Source organism: Pleomorphomonas koreensis DSM 23070, from assembly GCF_000425185.1.
GTDB lineage: Bacteria > Pseudomonadota > Alphaproteobacteria > Rhizobiales > Pleomorphomonadaceae > Pleomorphomonas > Pleomorphomonas koreensis.
Map to the genome: position 1 here is coordinate 272,712 of NZ_AULH01000006.1, position 17,001 is coordinate 289,712.

Genomic DNA, 17,001 nt, shown 5'->3' on the forward strand with positions numbered 1-17,001 from the left:
TGCGACATGAAGGTTAGCTTCGGGAGCATGAGAATGGAGGGGTTGGCGCGATGAGCATCCCGCACGAGCTTGCCGAGGAACTCCCGCAGAACTGGGAGACCATCGAACAGCTCATGCTGTTCGATGCCGGTTTCTGCGACCTCGCCACTGCCTATCAGGAGATCAACCGGCGCATTTTCCGCATCGAGTCGCTGGAGGAACCGGCCGGGCCGGGCGTCCTCGACGATCTCAGGCGCCATCGGTCCCTGCTCAAGGATGAAATCGCGGCCGCCCTCGCCGCGTCCGAACGCGCCGTGGCTTGACACCCCTCCTCGTTGGGCCCCTGCGCTATAGCCCGCGCCGTCCCCGTCCGACGGCGCGGGCTAGCATTGCCGTCACCTGCGCTTCGGACTGGCGGAAGCTCTCGACATTGGGCGTGGTGACGTTGAAGGTCACCGCCACGTTGCCGCCCTGCCCGCCGGCCACGCCGAGCCGGCCGTCGGCGCCGCGCGCCAGCGGCAGGATCGCCTCGGCGCCGGCCTCGCCGGCCACGCCGAGGCCGCCATCCAGCGGGAAATAGGTCGGGCTCGCCACCACGCCGCCGTCGGCGAACGGCACGACGCCGCCCTTGGCAAAGGGCAGGATCGACGACAGCGCCGACCCGAGGCCGCTCGTCAGATTGCCGGCCAGCGAGGACAGGAGCGACGACAGCGGCTTCAGCGCCGCGTCGATGGCGTTCGACGACAGCCGGAGCGCCATCGACTTCAGCACCTCGTCGAGCGACTTGCCCTGCACCACCGCCTGCTTCAGGCCGGTGGTCATGGTTGCACCGAAGCGGTCGGCGGCGCCGTTCAGGCTTTCGAGCAGCTTCAGCCGTTCTTCGAGATCACTGGTATCGGTTGTCTCGGCCATCGGGGCCTCCGTTGTGGTCGGGGAAGCGGTGCATCAGCAGGTCGAAGGCGCCGCGCTCCAGCGGCTCGGCCGCCGCCGGCCGCCGGTGGGCGCGCAACGCGGCGGCCAGCTCGCGCGGCGTCATCGCCCAGAAGGCGTCGGGCGGAAGTTTCAGGACGCCGAAGCCGAAGGCGAGGACGTCGTCCCAGGGGAAGGCGCGGCGGCCGGCGCCGGACCGTCCAAAGGGCGCGCCTCCTCCTCGCCGCCGAAGGTGGCGGCGAGCAGCCGGACCACGGTGTCGGCATAGCCGGCGATGCCGCCCTCCACCGGCAGGGCGGCGACATCGGCGTCGGTGAGCGCCTCGCCGGCGCCCCTGAGGCCGGCGGCGAGGACGCGGATGACGTCGCGCGCCTTCAGCGAGCCGGAGGCGAAGCGGCGGGCGAGGTCGGCGAGGTCTTCGGCGCCGAAGGCCTCCTCCAGTTCGGCCAGCGCGCCGAGGGTGAGCCGCAGGCGCCGTTCGGCGCCGCCGATGAAGGCGGCGATCTCGCCGCGATGAAGGTTCGCCATGATCAGACCGCCGTAAAGGTGAGCGCGCCGGCCGATTCCAGCGCGATGTCGTAGGTGACTTCGCCGTCGTGGGTGCCGGCGTAGTCGAGCGCGGTGAGCTGGAAGGCGCCCTGGACGATGCCGAAATCCGGGATCGCCACCTGCCAGGTCCTGAGCAGCCCGCCAAAGAAGATGCCGCGCACCGTCTCGTCGGCGGCGGCGTCGCGGAACAGGCCGCTGCCGGAGATCGAGGCGCGGCGGATGCCCGCCCCCTCGATCAGCTCGCGCCAGCGGCCGGGGCTGTCGGCATCGGTGACGTCGACCGTGCCGGAGGTGAAGGAGAGCTTGCGGGCGCGCAGGCCGGCCACCGTCGCAAAGACGCCGGCGCCGGTGCTGTCGACCTTGAGGAGCAGGTCGCGCCCCTTCTGAGCCGTCATGTCGATCTCCTGCCAAATTATGTCATCTGATGGTGAGGATGCGGCCGGCGGCTCAGCCGTCGACCAGCGCCTCGATGGTCGCCCTTGCCCGCCAGCGATCGCCGGCCTTGAGGCGTTCCACCTCGGTCGCGGTGACGGTGAGGAGCACGAGCCGGCCGCCGGTGATCGCCAGTGCCGGATCGGTCGCCACGGCGAGCGCGGCGTCGAGGATGACCAGCGCCCGCGTGCGGTCGCCGTCGCCGGTCACCGCTTCCAGCGTCAGGAAAACACGGGCGCCGCCGCCGTCGCCGCTTGAGAAGTCGCGGCTGCGCATCCCGGCGAAGGCGAGATAGGGGACGACGGTGGCGCGGGCCGGGCCGTCGTGGATGCGGCCGCGCACGAGGCCGGCGAGCGTCGCGTCGGCGGCGAAGGCTTCGGTCAGCGCCGCCTGCAGCGCCAGCGCCGCCGCGGTCGGACGGAGGCTCATGCGACCAGCCTCGGACGGCGATAGCCGCCGGTCAGCGCCGCCACGTCGGCGGGAATGCCGCCGGCGTCGACGTCGCCGCGCGTCGCGTACCAGTGGGCGGCGAGCAGCTTCACCGCCTGCACGAGATCGGCCGGCACCGCAGCGATCGAAGCGCCGTATCCGGCGACGACGTCGATCTCGATGCCGGCGAGGCGGCGGCCGGGCATCGGCAGGCTGCCGTGGAACAAGAGGCGCGCCGGCTCCCCAACCAGGTCGAGCGTGTAGCCCGATCCCGGCCAGACGATCGAGCCGCCGGCTCCGTCGAACACGCGCACGGCGCTCACCGTCTGCACCGGCCCGACCGGCAGGCGGACGAGGCCGTCGTCGGGCACGGCGTCGAGGCTCAGCCGCCAGCTCTGGGTGATCATCAGCCGGCCGGTCAGCCGCTCGACGGCGGCGCGGGCGACGACGATCAGCGGCGTCAGGAAATCGTCGGAGGCGGCGTCGTCAATCTCCAGATGGCGCTTGAGGTCGGCAAGCGTGACCGGCTCCACGGCGGGGGCGGACAGCAATCGCGAGGTCATTGCAAAACCCTGTTGGGGAACTCTCCGGAAAGGGTGGCGGCGCCGGCGGGAGGGGGACCGGCGCCGCCGTTCGGACGGCCCGTGGAGACGGGGGAGATCAGGCCGTGCCGAATTTCAGGAGCTTGATGGCGTCGAAGTCCTGCACGCCGCCGCCCACCCGCTTGGTGGTGTAGAACAGCACGTAGGGCTTGGCCGAATAGGGATCGCGCATGACGCGCGTGCCCAGACGGTCGACGACGAGGTAGCCGCGCTTGAAGTCGCCGAAGGCGACGGAGAGGCTGTTGGCGGCGACGTCGGGCATGTCCTCGGCCTCGACCAGCGGGAAGCCCAGGAGGCTCGCCTGTCCGCCGGCCACCGCCGGCGGCTGCCAGATGTAGTTGCCGGTCGAGTCCTTGAACTTGCGCACCGCCGCCTGCGTCTTGCGGTTCATGACGAAGGTGCCGTTCTGGCGGTAGCCGGCCTTCAGCGTGTAGACGAGGTCGAGCAGCGCGTCGGAAGGGTTGCTGGCCGGGAAGCCGGCCGACACGCCGGTGACGTTGTAGCCGAGGCCGCCCCAAGCCCAGGAGGCTTCCGGCGCGTTGGTGTAGGAGAGGAAGCCCTTGGGCTGCGTCGTGCCGTTGCCGGAGACGAAGGCGGCGCTTTCCTGCACGGCAAAGGCCAGCTCAATTTCCTCAGCCAGCCAGGCCTCGATGTCCACCGCCGCGTCGTCGAGCAGCGTCTGCGTCGCCGAGGGCATGGCATAGAGTTCCATGGCCGGGAAGACCAGTTCGGCCAGCACCGGCGAGGTCGTCTCGGCGCGCGCCGCCGTCTCGGCCGCCCAGCCGACCGCCGGGCCGGTGGTGCGATAGGGCTTCTTGTAGGTGCCGACCGACACCTGGCGGATGCCAGCGATGGCGCGGATCGGCGAGATGGCGAGGAGCCGGCGGCCGATCTCGTCCTCGACGGCCGGCGTCACCACGTAGCCGCCGGAACTGCCGCTGCCGGCCGACATCGCCTTGGCCTCGATCGTCGCCAGCACCCGCTCGTTGCCGGAGCGCATGTAGGCGGCGAAGGCCGAGCGATGCTCGAGGTCGCCGCCGTCGCGGGGCGCATCACGGCCCGACAGCGCCGGCCGGCTCTGGCGCACGAACAGGCCGTCGAGACGGCTTTTCTGCTCGTCGATGGCGGCGCCGATGCGGGCGAGCTTCTCCTCGGTGACCACGTCGGCCGACCGCCGCTCGATCGCGGCGAGACGCTGGTCGTTCGTTTCCTTGAACAGCTCGAAGGCGCCCATCAGCTCGCTCAACGCGGCGGCGACGTCGCCGGTGCCCTTGGTCTCGGGCACCACGCTTTTCTTTTCCATCATCGTGTCGGTCCTTTCGGCGGGATAGGCCGGGCCGCCTCGGGCGGGCCGGTGTCGGGGCGCGCGGCGCCCGAAGGGAGGGAGGTCAGCGGCGGGCCGCGACGAGCCGGCGGCTCAGCTCGGCCATGCGGCGGGCAAGGTCGGCGCCATCGCCGCCGAGGCGGTCGATGCGCGCCGCGGGCAGCATCGGGAAGGTGACGACGGACACTTCCCAGAGGTCGACCTCGGCGACGCGGCGGATGCCGGCGGCGGCGTCGGAGCGGGCGCGCACCGTACGGAAGCCGATGGAGAGGCCGTCGAGGATGCCGGCGTCGACGAGGCTTCTGACCTCGCGGGCAGCTGCAACCTCCGTATGCAGGAGGCCGGTGACGCGGAGGCCGCGGCTGTCCTCGGCGATCTGCAACCAGCGGCCGATCGGTCGCGCCGGATCGTGCTGGTAGAGCATCTTGACGCCGGCCGCTCCCCGCCGCGCCAGCGACGCCCGGAAGGCGCCGGGCAGCAGCACGTCGCCGGAGAGGTCGGCGACATTGAACAGGCTGGCGTAGCCGGAGAACACGTCGCCGGCTCGTGCCTCGGCCGCCACCGATGCGACGGCGCTCATCGGCCGGCCTCCTTGCCGGTGCGCCGGCGGGTGGGGCGGCGCGCCTTGTCGGTGTCCGACCGCAGCCGTCTCTCGACGGTTTCGCCAAAGGCGCGGAACACCTCCTCGGCGTCATGTCCGGCATTTTCGGGCGCGCCGCTCAGGCGATGAATCAGCGACTTCAAAACACGAGTCCGCGTCGGCATTTGCATCTCCTCGCGAAGATCTGGAATCCGCTTCCGTGAAGCGGCGGGTGAACTGGAAGCAGCCGGATAAGAAAGGGCCTCAGGCAGCGCCGCAGCGACTTCGCAAGGCGATTCCGGCGGCCTCGCGAAGTGAATCAGCCGGCTCGCAGGATGAATCCGGCGTCTGAGATTGTGATTCAGAAGTGCGGACGAAGACGCGCGCCGGCGCTTGAACAAGTGATTCAAGAGAACCGGAATTGGCGAGTCTTCCGAGTCACTTGGAGGCGGTCGTTGAAGTGCCGCTTTCGTCGTTCAAGCGATGATTCAAGCGGGCGATCTCGCCGACGAAGGCATCGAAGCGGCGGGTCTGGGCGGCGAATTCCTTGAGCACCATCAGCAGCAGGCCCGAGGCGCCCGACGCCCACAGGAACAGCGCGAGGTGGGCGAGATCGCCGCGCTCGACGAAGGCGCGCGTCACGTCCATCGCTCTTCCTCCGCTCCGGCGGCGCTGGCCGGCCTGTCCGCCCTGGCCTTGTCGGATGGGCCATAGCCGACAGCAGCGCGCTTTTCCTCCTCGCTCAGGAAGGACGCTTTGCCGACCCGCTCCCACAGACCGTCCCGCTCGCTCAGCAGCGCCGGGATCTGATCGAGGTCGAGATCGACGGCGAGGCCGTCGCCCCAGGCCGGCAGCAGCCAGCCGCCGACCGCGTCGGCGATGCGGCGGGCCAGCGGCAGGATGGTCTGCCGCCACAGCGCCCGGTTGGCCTCCTGGTAGTTGGCGTAGGTGGCGTCCCCGGGGATGCCGAGCAGCATCGGCGGCACGCCAAAGGCGAGTGCGATCTCGCGGGCGGCCATGTTGCGGGCCTCGACGAAGTCCATGTCCTTGGGGCTGAGCGCCATCGCCTTCCAGTCGAGTCCGCCTTCCAGCACCAGCGGCCGGCCGGCGTTGTCGGTGCCCTGGTAGCCGCTTTCCAGTTCCTTCTTCAACCGCTCGAACTGGTCGTCGGTGAGCCCGTTGGCGCCGGTGTAGACCAGCGCGCCGGACGGCCGCGCCGCGTTGTCGAGCAGCGCCTTGTTCCAGGCGGCGGCGGCGTTGTGGATATCGAGGCTGGTCAGCGCCGCCTCGATCGGCGCGAGACCATAGTGGTCGTCGAGCGGGTGGAAGGTGCGGATGTGCAGCACCGGCGCCGGCCCGATCCCGGCCGCCGCCGGGATACGGGTGACGCGGCCGTCCACCGTATAGTCGTAGGCGGCCGGCCAGCCGTCGGCGCCGGAGACGACGCGCATCCGGTCGGGCCGCAGCACATGCAGCGCCACCGGCCGGCCATCGATCAGGCTCGCCTCGACATAGGCATTGCCGGCCACCAGAAGATGGCCGGCCACCTGCTCGACGAAGGCGGCCGCGCCGCCGTGCCCGTCGGGCCGGCGCATCAGCTCGAGGAAGGGATGATGTTCGATATCCCGAACGCCATCCTTCAGGAACCAAGGCACCTGTCCGACGCCCTCGGCCAGCATGCGTACCGCCCGGTGGACGAAGGGATTGCGCATGTAGCCCATGCGGGCGAGCGCGGCATAGTCGGTGCTCGACCACACCGGCCGTCCGGCCGAGGACAGGGCGACGAACGCGCCCGGCCGGTTCGCCTTGGTTTCGGCGGGCGGCGCCCGCCGCTGCCGGAAGATGTCAGACCAGCGGCCACTCATCGATGCGCCTGCCTTCCTTTTCAGAACAAAACAAGATCATTGGGCTGGACGCCGACCGTGCGGACTGGCATGATCGGCCTGCCTTTACCGTTCGAATCCATTGCCGAAATCCGGGGTCATCCGATGTCCCGCGCCGAGCGCCTACTCACCTTGGTCCAGGCCCTGCGCCGCCGCCGCCGTCCCGTTGCCGGGGCGGAGCTGGCGGCCGAACTCGGCGTGTCGCTCAGGACGCTCTATCGCGACATCCAGGCGCTGATCGGCCAGGGCGCGCCGATCGACGGCGAGGCCGGCGTCGGCTATGTGCTGAGGCCCGGCTTCATGCTGCCGCCGCTGATGTTCACCGAGGACGAGATCGAGGCGCTGGTGTTCGGCGCCCGTCTCGCGGCGACGCGCGCCGACGAACGGCTCGCCTCATCGGCCGAGAACGCGCTCGCCAAGATCGCCGCCGTGCTGCCGCCCGACCTCGCCGACCGCATGGACGCCACCGGCCTGATTGTCGCGCCAGCCTGGAACGCCAATCGCGACGGCGTCGACCTCGCGCTGGTGCGCGCCACCATCCGCAACGAGACGCGGCTCGAATTCTCCTATGTCAACGAGAAGGGCGCCGCCTCGCGCCGCGTCGTCTGGCCGATCGCCGTCGCCTTCTTCGAGCGGGTGCGCGTGTTGACCGCCTGGTGCGAGCTGCGCGCCGACTTCCGTCATTTCCGCGTCGACCGCATGGCCGACGCCATCGATCTCGGCGTCCGCTATCCGCGCCGCCGCCGCGTGCTCCTCAAGGAGTGGCGGGAGGTCGAGGGCGCGCAGCCGGCCTGGAGAGAGGTGGCCGACGCCGCCGATCCCGTGCCGGTGCCGCGCCGCAAGGCGGGCTGACGCCGGCCGGACTGCCGCCGTTTTCTGGCAGTATCATGCCGGAGCTATGGACGTCTGGACGTGTCCGGGCCGCTGCTCCGGTCAACCGCTCGCGCATCCGCTTTCCGGTCCGCTATTCTAGAATCCTCGCACGCGCGGCTCGCTGAGGCCGAGCAGCAGCGCCGTCACCGCCCAGACCAGCGCGTCGAGCCGGTCGGGCGAGCGACCGCCGGAGAGGCCATCGAGGCCGAAGTCGCACATCTCGTCCTCCAGTTCGCGAAAGAAGCCGGCGTGCCGCACCCGGCCGCGCGCATAGAGCGCTGCCACCGGCTCGGCTCGTACCCATTTGCCGCGCGTTGCCCGCACCATCTGCACCGGGATCGCCGGATCGACCTGAGCGATCACCGAGGCGACCATGTCGCCGCCCTGGTTGACTTCGGCTACCAGCCGGTCGGCCTGCTCGGCGTGATAGAGTGCCACCGCCCGGCTGGCCCAGATCTCGGGCCGGGCGCCGCCCAGACTGGCGTCGGCCAGCACGATCGCCCTGCCCTCGCCGTCGAGGCCGGCGGCGACAATGCCGCAGGCGTCCGAGGTCCGGTTCGACGTCGCCGGCGGATCGACCGCCACGACGATACGGCTCATGGTCGGCCGGCCAGTGATGCGGATCGCCTCGATCTCGGCGCGCGACCACAGGGCGTCGGCGCGGTCCTCGACCATCTCGCCGTCGAGTTCCTGCCGGCCGAGCGCCGTTCCTTCGTAGCGACCGACCACCGACGTCAGGAAGCCCTCGGCGAGAAATCCAGCATTGTCGGCGGTGCGGGCGTGCGTCACCTTCGTGCCGGGCGCCTTCAACAGTCGCCGCATCAGCGGCACGGCGCGCGGCGTCGTCGTCACCACCTGGCGCGGCCGGGCACCGAGCCGCAACCCGAATTGCAGCATGTCGAAGGTGGCGTCGGCGTGGCGCCACTTGCCCACCTCGTCGGCCCAGGCGGCGTCGAACTGCGGCCCACGCAGCGCCTCGGGGTCTTCCGAGGAGAAGGCCTGCGCCACGGCACCGTTCGGCCAGACGAGGCGACGCAGCGACGGCGACCATGTCGGCTGCTCGCCGGGCGGATGAACGGCCATCAGGCCGGAGACGCCCTCGATCATCACGTCGCGCACGTCCTGAAGCGTCTCGCCGACCAGGGCGATGCGGCCGGCGCGAGGTCCGCCGGCGTGCGGCTCGCCGCGTACCACCGCCCGCACCCATTCGGCGCCAGTGCGCGTCTTGCCGGCGCCGCGCCCGCCCATCACCAGCCACACCGTCCAGTCGCCGTCGGGCGGTAACTGGTCAGCGCGGGCGAAAAGCGGCCAGCAGGTGGCGAGCCAGACCCTGGCCTCGTCACCCAGCCTCGCGAGCAACCCCCGCCGCTCGTCCTTCGACAAGCGCTTCCAGAGCGTCGAGAATTTGCTGAGGAACGGATCCAGAGCGGGCGGCGGCGTCGGGTCTGGTGCGTTCACGCGGGCTCTCTTCGAGTTCGGACAGCCTGGCGCAGGCGGTTGCCAATGCCGTCAGCTGTTTGATGTCGCGTTCGTCGGTTTCGTACCCGTCTGCCTTTACCCTCGCCTCAAGCTGGCGCGTCATGATGCCGGCCGTGCGGATCAGCGACCGCGCCTGTCCGGCGACGCCTCTCGCCGCCGGCTTTCCCTTGATTGCCCTAGCCATGACGCCTCCCTCGGCGACATCAAGGATGCCGCCCAAACAAAAAGCGGCGCGCCCTTCGGCCCGCCGCCCACACGTTTCGGATCATGCCAAAACACTAGCGAACCAGCGTCACGCTGTCAAGTGTGTTTCTCATCATCACTTATCCCCGATTGCGATTGCCATCGTCTTTTCTGGCGTCAATAACCGGTGTAGCGGCCGGGCTTGTGGTTGACGGCCAGCACCATGTTGAGCACCACGGCACCGAGCACCGACAGCGCCACGTGTCGCCAGTCGAGCACAAGGAAGGAGGTCGCGAGGATCATCAGGTCGGTGGCGAGCTGGAACTTGCCGGCTCGCCAGCCCAGCTTCTCCTGAACGAAGGCCGCGAGGATGCCGATGCCGCCGAGGCTGGATTTGTGGCGGAACAGCATCAGCATGCCGACGCCGGTCAGCGCACCGCCGGTGATCGCCGAGAACCATGGCGCGCTGTAGCCGATGGCGAAGGCGTCGTGCATGAAATAGCTCTCGATGGCGAGCAGCGCCACCGCCGCGAAGGTCTTCAGCGTGAACTCGGCGCCGAGCGTCACCCAGCCGAAGGCGTAGAACGGCAGGTTCAGCACGAAGATCACCGGGCCGATGCCGAAGTCCGTCGCGTAGTGGATCAGGAAGGCGATGCCGGCGGTGCCGCCGGTGCCGAGATGGGCGTCGCGGAAGAACTCGATGCCGACCGCCGCGAAGAAGGTACCCATGGCGATGGCCTGCGCGTCGTCCCAGGCGCCGTGCTTGCTGCCGTCGGCTTCCGGCGCTTCGCTCTCGATCATCGGCAGTCCCCTCGTGCTGCGGCTATCGGACGTTCTCTGTCACGGCGGCCCATGATTCGTCATGACTCCGCCTGAACCCGCATGGACTCCCCTGACTCGTCCCGGCCCGGCATGACTCCTCATGAATCGCCGGCAAACGGCCGTCAGGCACGCTTGCGCCGCCTGCGGCCCATCAGGCCCGGCAGGCGGTTCGGCCAGCTGACGATGCGGTCCGGCCAGTCCTCCACCGGCCAATCCTGCTCGCGCACCGTCTTGCCGCGCACCGACACGCCGGCGCTGTGGACACTGTCCGGATCGCCGGAGACCAGCGGATGCCAGTCGTAGAGGTCGCGCCCCTCGGCGACGAGGCGATAGGCGCAGGTGTTCGGCAGCCAGGAGAGCGTGCGCACCTCGCGCGGCGTCAGGCGCACGCATTCGGGCACGATCGTCGAGCGGTTGGGATAGTCGCGGCAGCGGCAGCTATCGCCGTCGAGCAGCGAGCAGCCGATGTCGGTGTAGACGACGCGGCCGGTGTCCTCGTCCTCGAGCTTGTTGAGGCAGCAGCGGGCACAGCCGTCGCAGAGGCTCTCCCATTCCGCGTCGGTCATTTCCTCGAGGGTCTTCACGCGCCAGAAAGGCAGTTCGTGGTCTTTGCCGCTGTCATCCGCCATGTTTATTCTCTGCGATCTGGTAACCGGGACCGGAAAAGGTTAGTTTTCGGCTTCCGAACATCCTTTAAGGCTTGGGCTGTACCGTGCCGGAATTCAAGGGCAATCCGCGCTGGCGCCTCTGGCTGCTCAGAATCGACGCCTTCGTCGATTCGGCCGCCTGGAACGCATCGCAGGGCTTTTCGCGCTTCTGGGGCAGCCTGGTCGACCATTCAAGCCTCATCCGCATGCGCGGCTGGAAGCGGGCGTTGTTCGAGCTGGCCTCCGAGGGCGCGACGCTCGGCGCTGCCGGCTCCATCGTGCTGCTGCTGTTCGCCATTCCGGCCTTCAAGGCGACGGAGGGCGACTGGCGGGCGCGCGGCGACTATGCCGTCACCTTCGAGGACAAGACCGGCGCGGTGATCGGCCGGCGCGGCATGTTTCTCGACGACAGCGTGCCGATTTCCGCCATGCCGCCCTATCTCATCGAGGCGACGCTGGCCACCGAGGACCGGCGCTTCTACGACCATTTCGGCATCGACCCGCTCGGCACCGTCCGCGCCATCCTGTCGAACGCCAAGGCCGGCGGCGTCGTGCAGGGCGGCTCCACCATCACCCAGCAGCTGGCCAAGAACCTGTTCCTCAGCAACGAGCGCACCATCCAGCGCAAGATCAACGAGGCCTATCTCGCCCTCTGGCTGGAGGCGCAGCTCTCCAAGGACGAGATCCTGAAGCTCTATCTCGACCGCGCCTACATGGGCGGCGGCACGCACGGCGTGGCAGCGGCTTCGGAATTCTATTTCGGCAAGTCGGTCAAGAGCCTGACCTTGGCCGAGGCGGCTATGCTGTCCGGCCTCTACAAGGCGCCGACCAAATATTCGCCCAACAACAACATCGCCGCCGCCCGCGCCCGCGCCAACCAGGTGCTGTCCAACCTGGTCGAGGCCGGCTTCATGACCGAGGCGCAGGTGGCCTCCGCCCGCCGCAATCCGGCGACGCCGGTGCCGTCGGCGACCGGCAACGCGCCCGACTGGTTCCTCGACTGGGCCTTCGAGGAGGTGAAGCGCATCGCCCCGCCCGGCGACCGCACCATCACCGTACGCACCACGCTCGATCCGATGATCCAGAAGACGGCCGACGACGCCATCGCCGACAGCCTGCGGCAGTATGGCCAGCAATACAGGGTGAAGCAGGCGGCGACGGTCGTGCAGAGCCTCGACGGCGCCGTCCGCGCCATGGTCGGCGGCAGCGATTACGGGGAGAGCCTGTTCAACCGCGCCGTCTACGCGCTGCGCCAGCCCGGCTCGTCCTTCAAGCCCTTCGTCTACGCCACCGCCTTCATGAACGGCTACGCGCCCGACGACATGATCTCCGACGCGCCCATCACCATCGGCAACTGGAGTCCGCGCAACTACGGCCGTTCCTATGCCGGCCGCATCTCGCTCCGCACCGCCATCGCCAAGTCGATCAACACCGTGCCGGTGCGGCTCGCCGAGAGCTTCGGCCGCGGCAAGATCGTCGAGACGGCGCACAAGCTCGGCATCCGCACCGAACTGAAGATCACCCGCGCCCTGCCGCTCGGCGTCGCCGAGGTCACTCCTCTCGACATGGCTGGAGCCTATTCGGCCTTTGCCACCGGCGGCGTCAAGGCGACGCCCTATGCCGTCGAATGGACCAAGACCCGTGCCGGCGTCGTCACCTACGACCGGGCGCGCGACGAGCCGCCGCCCGAACAGGTGCTGCCGGAGGAGATCGCCTACGAGATGAACAGCGTGCTGTCGACGGTGGTGAACGCCGGCACCGGCGGCAAGGCCAAGTTCCCCGGCCAGATGCAGGCCGGCAAGACCGGCACCACCCAGGCCTATCGCGACGCCTGGTTCGTCGGCTTCACCGGCTGGTACGCCGCCTCCGTCTGGTTCGGCAACGACGACTACACCTCCACCGCCAACATGACCGGCGGCAGTCTGCCGGCCATCGCCTGGCACGCCATCATGGAGCCGATCCACGCCGGCCTCGGCTTCAAGCCGATTCCGGGCGTGCCGGTGCCGGCCGATCTCGTCGCCTCGGTGGCCAAGCCGGCGGCGGTCGCCGCCGCGCCGTACGACGATGCCGTCCCGCAGCAATCGCTGACGCCGGCCGCGGTTTCGGTGATCCGCGAGGTCGGCGCCACCATGCGGGCCCGCGCGCCGGAAGCCAAGCCAGGGGAAGCCGCCCTGCTGCCGGCGCCGAACGTCGAGCCGCCGCTCGCCCTCGCCACGCCGCCGGCCGCCGGCCAGTCGAGCGTCCTTCTCAACGGCCTGTCATTGCTCGGGAATGCCGAGGCGGGGGCCGTCCGTTGAACCGGTTGCCGCCCGTGCTCGCCTCCCTTCGCCTGATCGTGGTGGTCGTCGCCGGCGTCCTCCTCGGCCTCGTTTCGGCCTGGTGGGCGATCGGCAATCTCCGCTTCGAGAGCGCCCGCGGCATCGGCCAATGGTCGATGGTCGACGACCGTTCCAAGGGCAACCCCTATGAGGCGGCGCGCGCCGCCCGGCGCGGCGGCGGCGGGCTCGGCCCGAGCGAAGGCATCGAGCTGGTCACCGAGGTCGATGCCGGCAACCGGCCGCTCCGGGCCGATTGCGCCTACACGATCGCCGGGCCGATGCCGCAAGGCGTTCTGTGGACGCTCACCGTTTCCGACCGCGACGGCCGCCTTCCCGTCAATCCGGCGGGCCGCTTCGGCTTCACTTCGCTCGACGCCATGACATTCGGCCCGGCGCGGGAAGTGCGCATCTCGCTTGGCCGCGACGTCCGGCCCGGCGACTTCGTGGCGACCACAGGTCTTGCCAGCCTCCGCCTGACGCTGCGCCTCTATTCGCCCACCGTCGCGACGCGCGCGCCGGGCCGCGAGCAGTTGCCGTCGGTGACGCCGCTCGGCTGCGAGGAGGAGGCAGGATGATGATCGACACCGGCCTTCGCTGGTTTGTGGCCGTCCTCTTCATCGCCGGGCTCACCCACATCGCCACGGTGCTGCTGGTTCCGGGCCACTCCCGCGACCAGGCTTTTACCGGCATCGATCTGGCCGAGGCGGCCACCCGGCTGGTGCGCGTCGACGGCCGCAACACCGTCGCCGATCTCGATCCGGCCTTCCTCAACGCCGTCTGCCGTTTCGACGGCGACACCGGGCCGATGCGGCTCAGCGGCGCCATGCCGGCCACCTACTGGTCGATCGCCGCCTTGTCCGAGGACGGCCGGATTCTCTCGACTCTGTCGCGCGAGGATCTGCGCGGCACCGACATCGACCTGCTCGTCGGCCGGACGGCCGCCCTCGACGCCGCCCGCCAGTCGGCCGGAATCGGAGACATCGAGACCATGGCGCTGCCGGTCGACAGCGGCTTCCTGCTGGTGCGGCTGTTTGCCGGCGATCTCGATGATCGCGGCCGCGCCGAGGAGTCTTTCGAGGGGCTCGACTGCCGGCCGGCGAGCGACGACTGACTATCGACCTTATTTCTGCGGCACCGGCTCGTCGAAGGGATCGGGCGGGTTCATCAGCCTCGAGTGTCGCGCCGGACCGCTCGGCATTGCCGTGCGCATGGCCGGTGCCCCGAAGCACCGTACCCCGAGAAGGCCGGCAAGCGCCCGCTCGGCGGCGACAAGCTGGCCGGACGGCGCCTCTACCTCCAGATGGTCGATGGCGTAGCGATAGGAAGCGCCCCGGTAGCCGAGCGCCTGCCACACCCAGGAGATGGTCTCCTCGTTCTCCCATACCCGCGCCTCGGCGCCTTGATGCAGGCTGGCCTCGACGAGGCCCTGCCGCCTCAGCGCGCCCAGGCGCTCGACGTCGGCCCGCCGCACCCGCGCAGCCACTGCGCAGAACGGCGGCACCAGCGCCGTATCGGCGCGGGCGTCGTCGGTGACGCGGGTCCACAGCGTTTCCGTCGAGCGGCGGCCGTCGGAGAGCAGGTAGCGATGATAGCGGCTGCGATCGTAGGCCGGCGCGATCAGCGGCAGGGCGATCTCCGGGAACATCGCCGCCGTCTCCGGCGACATGGCGCCGTCGCCCTTCAGAATCGGCAGGATTCGCGTCCGCTCGCCTTCCACCAGCGTGTCGAGCCACCAGTCGCGGGCATGCGGGGCGCGCACGAAGGCCCAGGCGCGGTTGCGCAACTCGATCTCATCGTCGGTCAGCGGGAAGGCCGATACCGGCTCCTTCCGTGCCTGGGAGGCGATGAGGTCGCCGGCCACCGGCAGCAGCGTGTCGTGCAGATAGGAGGGTGCGGCCCGCCCGAAATCGCCGGTCGGGCGTCCGCAGGCGGCAACGGCCACCAGGACAACCGCCAGCACGCCGCCGGCCGTCAAGGCGCGCGCCGGTCTCCCGGGAATAGAGGCGGAAAAGGGGGAATCCGGAGCAGCGGCCCGCTTCGGCTTGTTCGGCTGTTGCTTGCTGCGCGCGGCCACGCTGCGTCTCCGGTCGGTTTCTCCGGAGTCTTCCGGATTCGCACGCCCGGCGCAAGCCCGCCGCTGGCCGCTCCGGCGGTCTACTTCACGCCGGCGCCGGTCGGACGCGGCGTCATGCCGGGCTTCCTCGCCAGCCGCTTCGGCGGCCGGGGCGGGATGCTTGCTTCCCGGCCTTCGACACCACGGCCGGGTAGTATGGTCACTTCGCAGAACTCGCCTGTCGATTTCCTGCGCACGCGCAGCAATGGCAGACCGAACGCAATCACCTCACCCACGGCGCCCTCCTGGGCCGAACCGGTTCGGGGCGACCAAGATACATCGACGATTGTCGCATTCGCGCGCTTTCGCCCCGTAAATCCATCATTCCGTCTTCAGAGTTAACAAATGGTTTACGATTTCGACCGCATTCTCGGCCTGTTCGCCCGTCGCTCGTTTTTGCCGGAATCGGGGGCGATACACTCGTTTTCGGGATGGCTGTGAAATGGCGTCGCCCCCCTTCTCAAGCGGCATTCTCGGCCTCGTCAAGGATACTGGCGGCCTGAGATCCCGTGCCCTTCTCAAGGATGCGACCGAACTCTACGTGTCGGAGCCCACGCATACGCGTGCCGAGGTCGCCATGTACGAGGAGCTGGCCGGTCAGCTCCTGAAGGTGACGGCGTTGCAGGACCGCATCCGCATCGCCACGCTGCTCGCCGATTACGACGAGGTTCCCGCCTCGGTCATGCGGGCGCTGCTGCACGACATCTTTCCCGTCTCGTCGGTCATGCTGGAGCGGGCGAAAAGCATTTCCGAAGGCCAGTTGCTGGCGCTGATCGCCACCGCCTCGCCGAGCCATCTCGAGCTGATCGCCGCCCGCCGCAACCTCCAGCCGACCGTTGTCGAGGCCCTGCTCGGCCGCCTGCGCTCCGACGGCCTCACGGCGCTGGCCGCCAACACCACGATCGCCTTCTCGCCGAGCGCCCTCCGTCATCTGGTCGACAGCGCCCGCGGCAATCCCAGGCTCGCCCGTCAGCTCGCCGCCCGCATCAACGACGTGCAGGACACCGACCTGATTGACCTGTTCCTCGATCTCGACGCCCGCGGCCGCCGCCGCGTCATCCAGGCGCTGGAGATCGCCGCGCTCCGGGAGTTCGCCGCTCGCCGGCCGCTGCCGCGCGTGCCGATGCCCGATCCGGACAAGGTGGCGACGCTGGCTCGCGCCTGCCTGCAGCGCAATACCGAGGCCATGGCCGGCATTCTCGCCGAACTCACCGATCTGGATGCACCCTTTGTCGTCCGGTTGCTCGCCGATCAGGGCGGCGAACCGCTGTCGATCTGCCTGAAGGCGGCCGGCATCGACACCGGCATCGCCACCCGCGTCATCCTGTTCTCCGGCGTCGACGACACGCGCAGCTATTTCGACGTCAAGCGCCTGGTCGACCTTTACGAGATGGTCTCTCTGCGCTCGTCCCTGCTGCTTGCCGACCGCTGGCGCGGCACCGGCCGACCTGTGGAGAAGCCGGCGGGCTACGTGCCGCAGACCCAGGCCGGCACGCCCGTCCGCGCGGCCACGGCGAATCGCGGCGACAAGCCGGTGCGGATGCCGGACCTCAAGCGCGATCGCGCCTGAACGACGGCCGGCCGCGCGACTGCCGGCCTGCCGCCATTGTTCATCCGGCCGATCCGAAAGCGCTCCTGCGCGCGATATCGGATATCCATCTTCGTCATTAGTCCTGTGGAATGGACGAACCGTCGATTCGGCGGGGCGGAACGGTCGATTCCGCAGTCCGACAATGCCCTTCCCCACCTTCCGGCTGTCGCCTCCGCCATAGGCAACGTCTGTGTGCTCGAAGTGTCTTGCCGACATTTTTCCTAGCATTCGCTGGGAAAGCGTGCGGCTTTCATCGTATTGGCGTCG

Annotated in this window: 23 protein-coding genes; 6 read left to right on the plus strand and 17 right to left on the minus strand. The window is 69.6% G+C overall.

What is annotated here, in order from left to right; genetic code table 11:
* Positions 1-50: 50 nt before the first annotated feature.
* Positions 51-302 (plus strand): HP1242/YdcH family protein, encoded by a 252-nt coding sequence (locus tag H512_RS0104775; protein ID WP_026782508.1) that lies wholly within the window; start codon positions 51-53, stop codon positions 300-302.
* Between the two features lie 25 nt (positions 303-327).
* Here H512_RS0104775 and H512_RS0104780 read toward each other — a convergent pair whose 3' ends face one another.
* The 11 genes from H512_RS0104780 to H512_RS22510 all read right to left on the minus strand — a co-directional run bounded on the left by H512_RS0104780 (position 328) and on the right by H512_RS22510 (position 6,690).
* Positions 328-891 (minus strand): phage tail tape measure protein, encoded by a 564-nt coding sequence (locus H512_RS0104780; RefSeq protein WP_026782509.1) that lies wholly within the window; start codon positions 889-891, stop codon positions 328-330.
* Positions 866-1,045, minus strand: a complete 180-nt coding sequence (locus H512_RS25595; protein WP_053239575.1) for a phage tail assembly chaperone — start codon at positions 1,043-1,045, stop codon at positions 866-868. Before H512_RS25595 ends, H512_RS0104780 begins: the two co-directional genes overlap by 26 nt.
* Positions 1,042-1,437 carry a gene transfer agent family protein gene (locus H512_RS22500; protein ID WP_053239552.1) on the minus strand — a complete coding sequence of 132 codons (396 nt, stop codon included), beginning with the start codon at positions 1,435-1,437 and terminating at the stop codon, positions 1,042-1,044. Before H512_RS22500 ends, H512_RS25595 begins: the two co-directional genes overlap by 4 nt.
* Before the next feature lie 2 nt (positions 1,438-1,439).
* Positions 1,440-1,853: a phage major tail protein, TP901-1 family gene (locus H512_RS0104795; protein ID WP_026782510.1), complete on the minus strand. Its 414-nt coding sequence runs from the start codon at positions 1,851-1,853 to the stop codon at positions 1,440-1,442.
* 52 nt (positions 1,854-1,905) lie between these two features.
* Entirely contained in the window at positions 1,906-2,319 is a 414-nt protein-coding gene (locus H512_RS0104800) for a DUF3168 domain-containing protein (protein WP_026782511.1), read from the minus strand.
* Positions 2,316-2,882 (minus strand): head-tail connector protein, encoded by a 567-nt coding sequence (locus H512_RS0104805; protein ID WP_026782512.1) that lies wholly within the window; start codon positions 2,880-2,882, stop codon positions 2,316-2,318. The genes H512_RS0104800 and H512_RS0104805 overlap by 4 nt, the downstream gene beginning before the upstream one ends.
* A 97-nt stretch (positions 2,883-2,979) precedes the next feature.
* Positions 2,980-4,227, minus strand: coding sequence for a phage major capsid protein (locus H512_RS0104810; protein WP_026782513.1), 1,248 nt, complete (start codon positions 4,225-4,227; stop codon positions 2,980-2,982).
* A gap of 82 nt (positions 4,228-4,309) precedes the next feature.
* Positions 4,310-4,825, minus strand: coding sequence for an HK97 family phage prohead protease (locus H512_RS22505; protein WP_053239553.1), 516 nt, complete (start codon positions 4,823-4,825; stop codon positions 4,310-4,312).
* Positions 4,822-5,010, minus strand: a complete 189-nt coding sequence (locus tag H512_RS26845; RefSeq protein ID WP_156899345.1) for a hypothetical protein — start codon at positions 5,008-5,010, stop codon at positions 4,822-4,824. The genes H512_RS22505 and H512_RS26845 overlap by 4 nt, the downstream gene beginning before the upstream one ends.
* 253 nt (positions 5,011-5,263) lie before the next feature.
* Entirely contained in the window at positions 5,264-5,473 is a 210-nt protein-coding gene (locus H512_RS0104825; protein WP_026782514.1) for a hypothetical protein, read from the minus strand.
* Complete coding sequence (locus H512_RS22510; RefSeq protein ID WP_053239554.1) at positions 5,464-6,690, minus strand: phage portal protein; 1,227 nt, start codon at positions 6,688-6,690, stop codon at positions 5,464-5,466. Before H512_RS22510 ends, H512_RS0104825 begins: the two co-directional genes overlap by 10 nt.
* 123 nt (positions 6,691-6,813) lie before the next feature.
* Here H512_RS22510 and H512_RS22515 point away from each other — a divergent pair, with 123 nt between their 5' ends.
* Positions 6,814-7,560 (plus strand): helix-turn-helix transcriptional regulator, encoded by a 747-nt coding sequence (locus H512_RS22515; protein ID WP_053239576.1) that lies wholly within the window; start codon positions 6,814-6,816, stop codon positions 7,558-7,560.
* Positions 7,561-7,677: 117 nt separating this feature from the next.
* Here H512_RS22515 and H512_RS0104840 read toward each other — a convergent pair whose 3' ends face one another.
* From H512_RS0104840 to H512_RS0104855, 4 genes are all read right to left on the minus strand, one after another.
* The gene (locus tag H512_RS0104840; protein ID WP_036789977.1) at positions 7,678-8,940 is read right to left on the minus strand and encodes a DNA-packaging protein; all 1,263 of its coding nucleotides are present in this window, start codon (positions 8,938-8,940) and stop codon (positions 7,678-7,680) included.
* Positions 8,921-9,244 (minus strand): hypothetical protein, encoded by a 324-nt coding sequence (locus tag H512_RS0104845; protein ID WP_036789980.1) that lies wholly within the window; start codon positions 9,242-9,244, stop codon positions 8,921-8,923. The genes H512_RS0104840 and H512_RS0104845 overlap by 20 nt, the downstream gene beginning before the upstream one ends.
* Positions 9,245-9,420: 176 nt before the next feature.
* Entirely contained in the window at positions 9,421-10,044 is a 624-nt protein-coding gene (locus H512_RS0104850) for a YitT family protein (RefSeq protein WP_053239555.1), read from the minus strand.
* A gap of 143 nt (positions 10,045-10,187) precedes the next feature.
* Positions 10,188-10,694, minus strand: coding sequence for a YcgN family cysteine cluster protein (locus H512_RS0104855; protein WP_026782518.1), 507 nt, complete (start codon positions 10,692-10,694; stop codon positions 10,188-10,190).
* An 83-nt stretch (positions 10,695-10,777) separates the two neighbouring features.
* On the opposite strand from H512_RS0104855, the gene H512_RS22520 reads away from it, so the two are divergent.
* The 3 genes from H512_RS22520 to H512_RS0104870 are packed head-to-tail and all read left to right on the plus strand — an operon-like array spanning position 10,778 to position 14,141.
* Positions 10,778-13,009 carry a transglycosylase domain-containing protein gene (locus H512_RS22520; RefSeq protein ID WP_169507126.1) on the plus strand — a complete coding sequence of 744 codons (2,232 nt, stop codon included), beginning with the start codon at positions 10,778-10,780 and terminating at the stop codon, positions 13,007-13,009.
* Positions 13,010-13,023: 14 nt separating this feature from the next.
* Positions 13,024-13,605 (plus strand): DUF1214 domain-containing protein, encoded by a 582-nt coding sequence (locus H512_RS25600; protein ID WP_156899349.1) that lies wholly within the window; start codon positions 13,024-13,026, stop codon positions 13,603-13,605.
* A complete protein-coding gene (locus tag H512_RS0104870; RefSeq protein WP_026782519.1) occupies positions 13,602-14,141 on the plus strand; it encodes a hypothetical protein in 540 nt (179 codons plus the stop codon). The genes H512_RS25600 and H512_RS0104870 overlap by 4 nt, the downstream gene beginning before the upstream one ends.
* Before the next feature lie 9 nt (positions 14,142-14,150).
* Here H512_RS0104870 and H512_RS22530 read toward each other — a convergent pair whose 3' ends face one another.
* Together H512_RS22530 and H512_RS26850 are read right to left on the minus strand one after the other, a co-directional pair.
* Positions 14,151-15,005: a hypothetical protein gene (locus tag H512_RS22530; RefSeq protein WP_053239557.1), complete on the minus strand. Its 855-nt coding sequence runs from the start codon at positions 15,003-15,005 to the stop codon at positions 14,151-14,153.
* Positions 15,006-15,184: 179 nt separating this feature from the next.
* On the minus strand, positions 15,185-15,379 hold the full coding sequence (locus H512_RS26850; RefSeq protein WP_156899351.1) for a hypothetical protein: 195 nt from the start codon (positions 15,377-15,379) through the stop codon (positions 15,185-15,187).
* A gap of 206 nt (positions 15,380-15,585) precedes the next feature.
* On the opposite strand from H512_RS26850, the gene H512_RS0104880 reads away from it, so the two are divergent.
* Positions 15,586-16,713 (plus strand): DUF2336 domain-containing protein, encoded by a 1,128-nt coding sequence (locus H512_RS0104880; RefSeq protein ID WP_026782520.1) that lies wholly within the window; start codon positions 15,586-15,588, stop codon positions 16,711-16,713.
* Positions 16,714-17,001 lie beyond the last annotated feature (288 nt).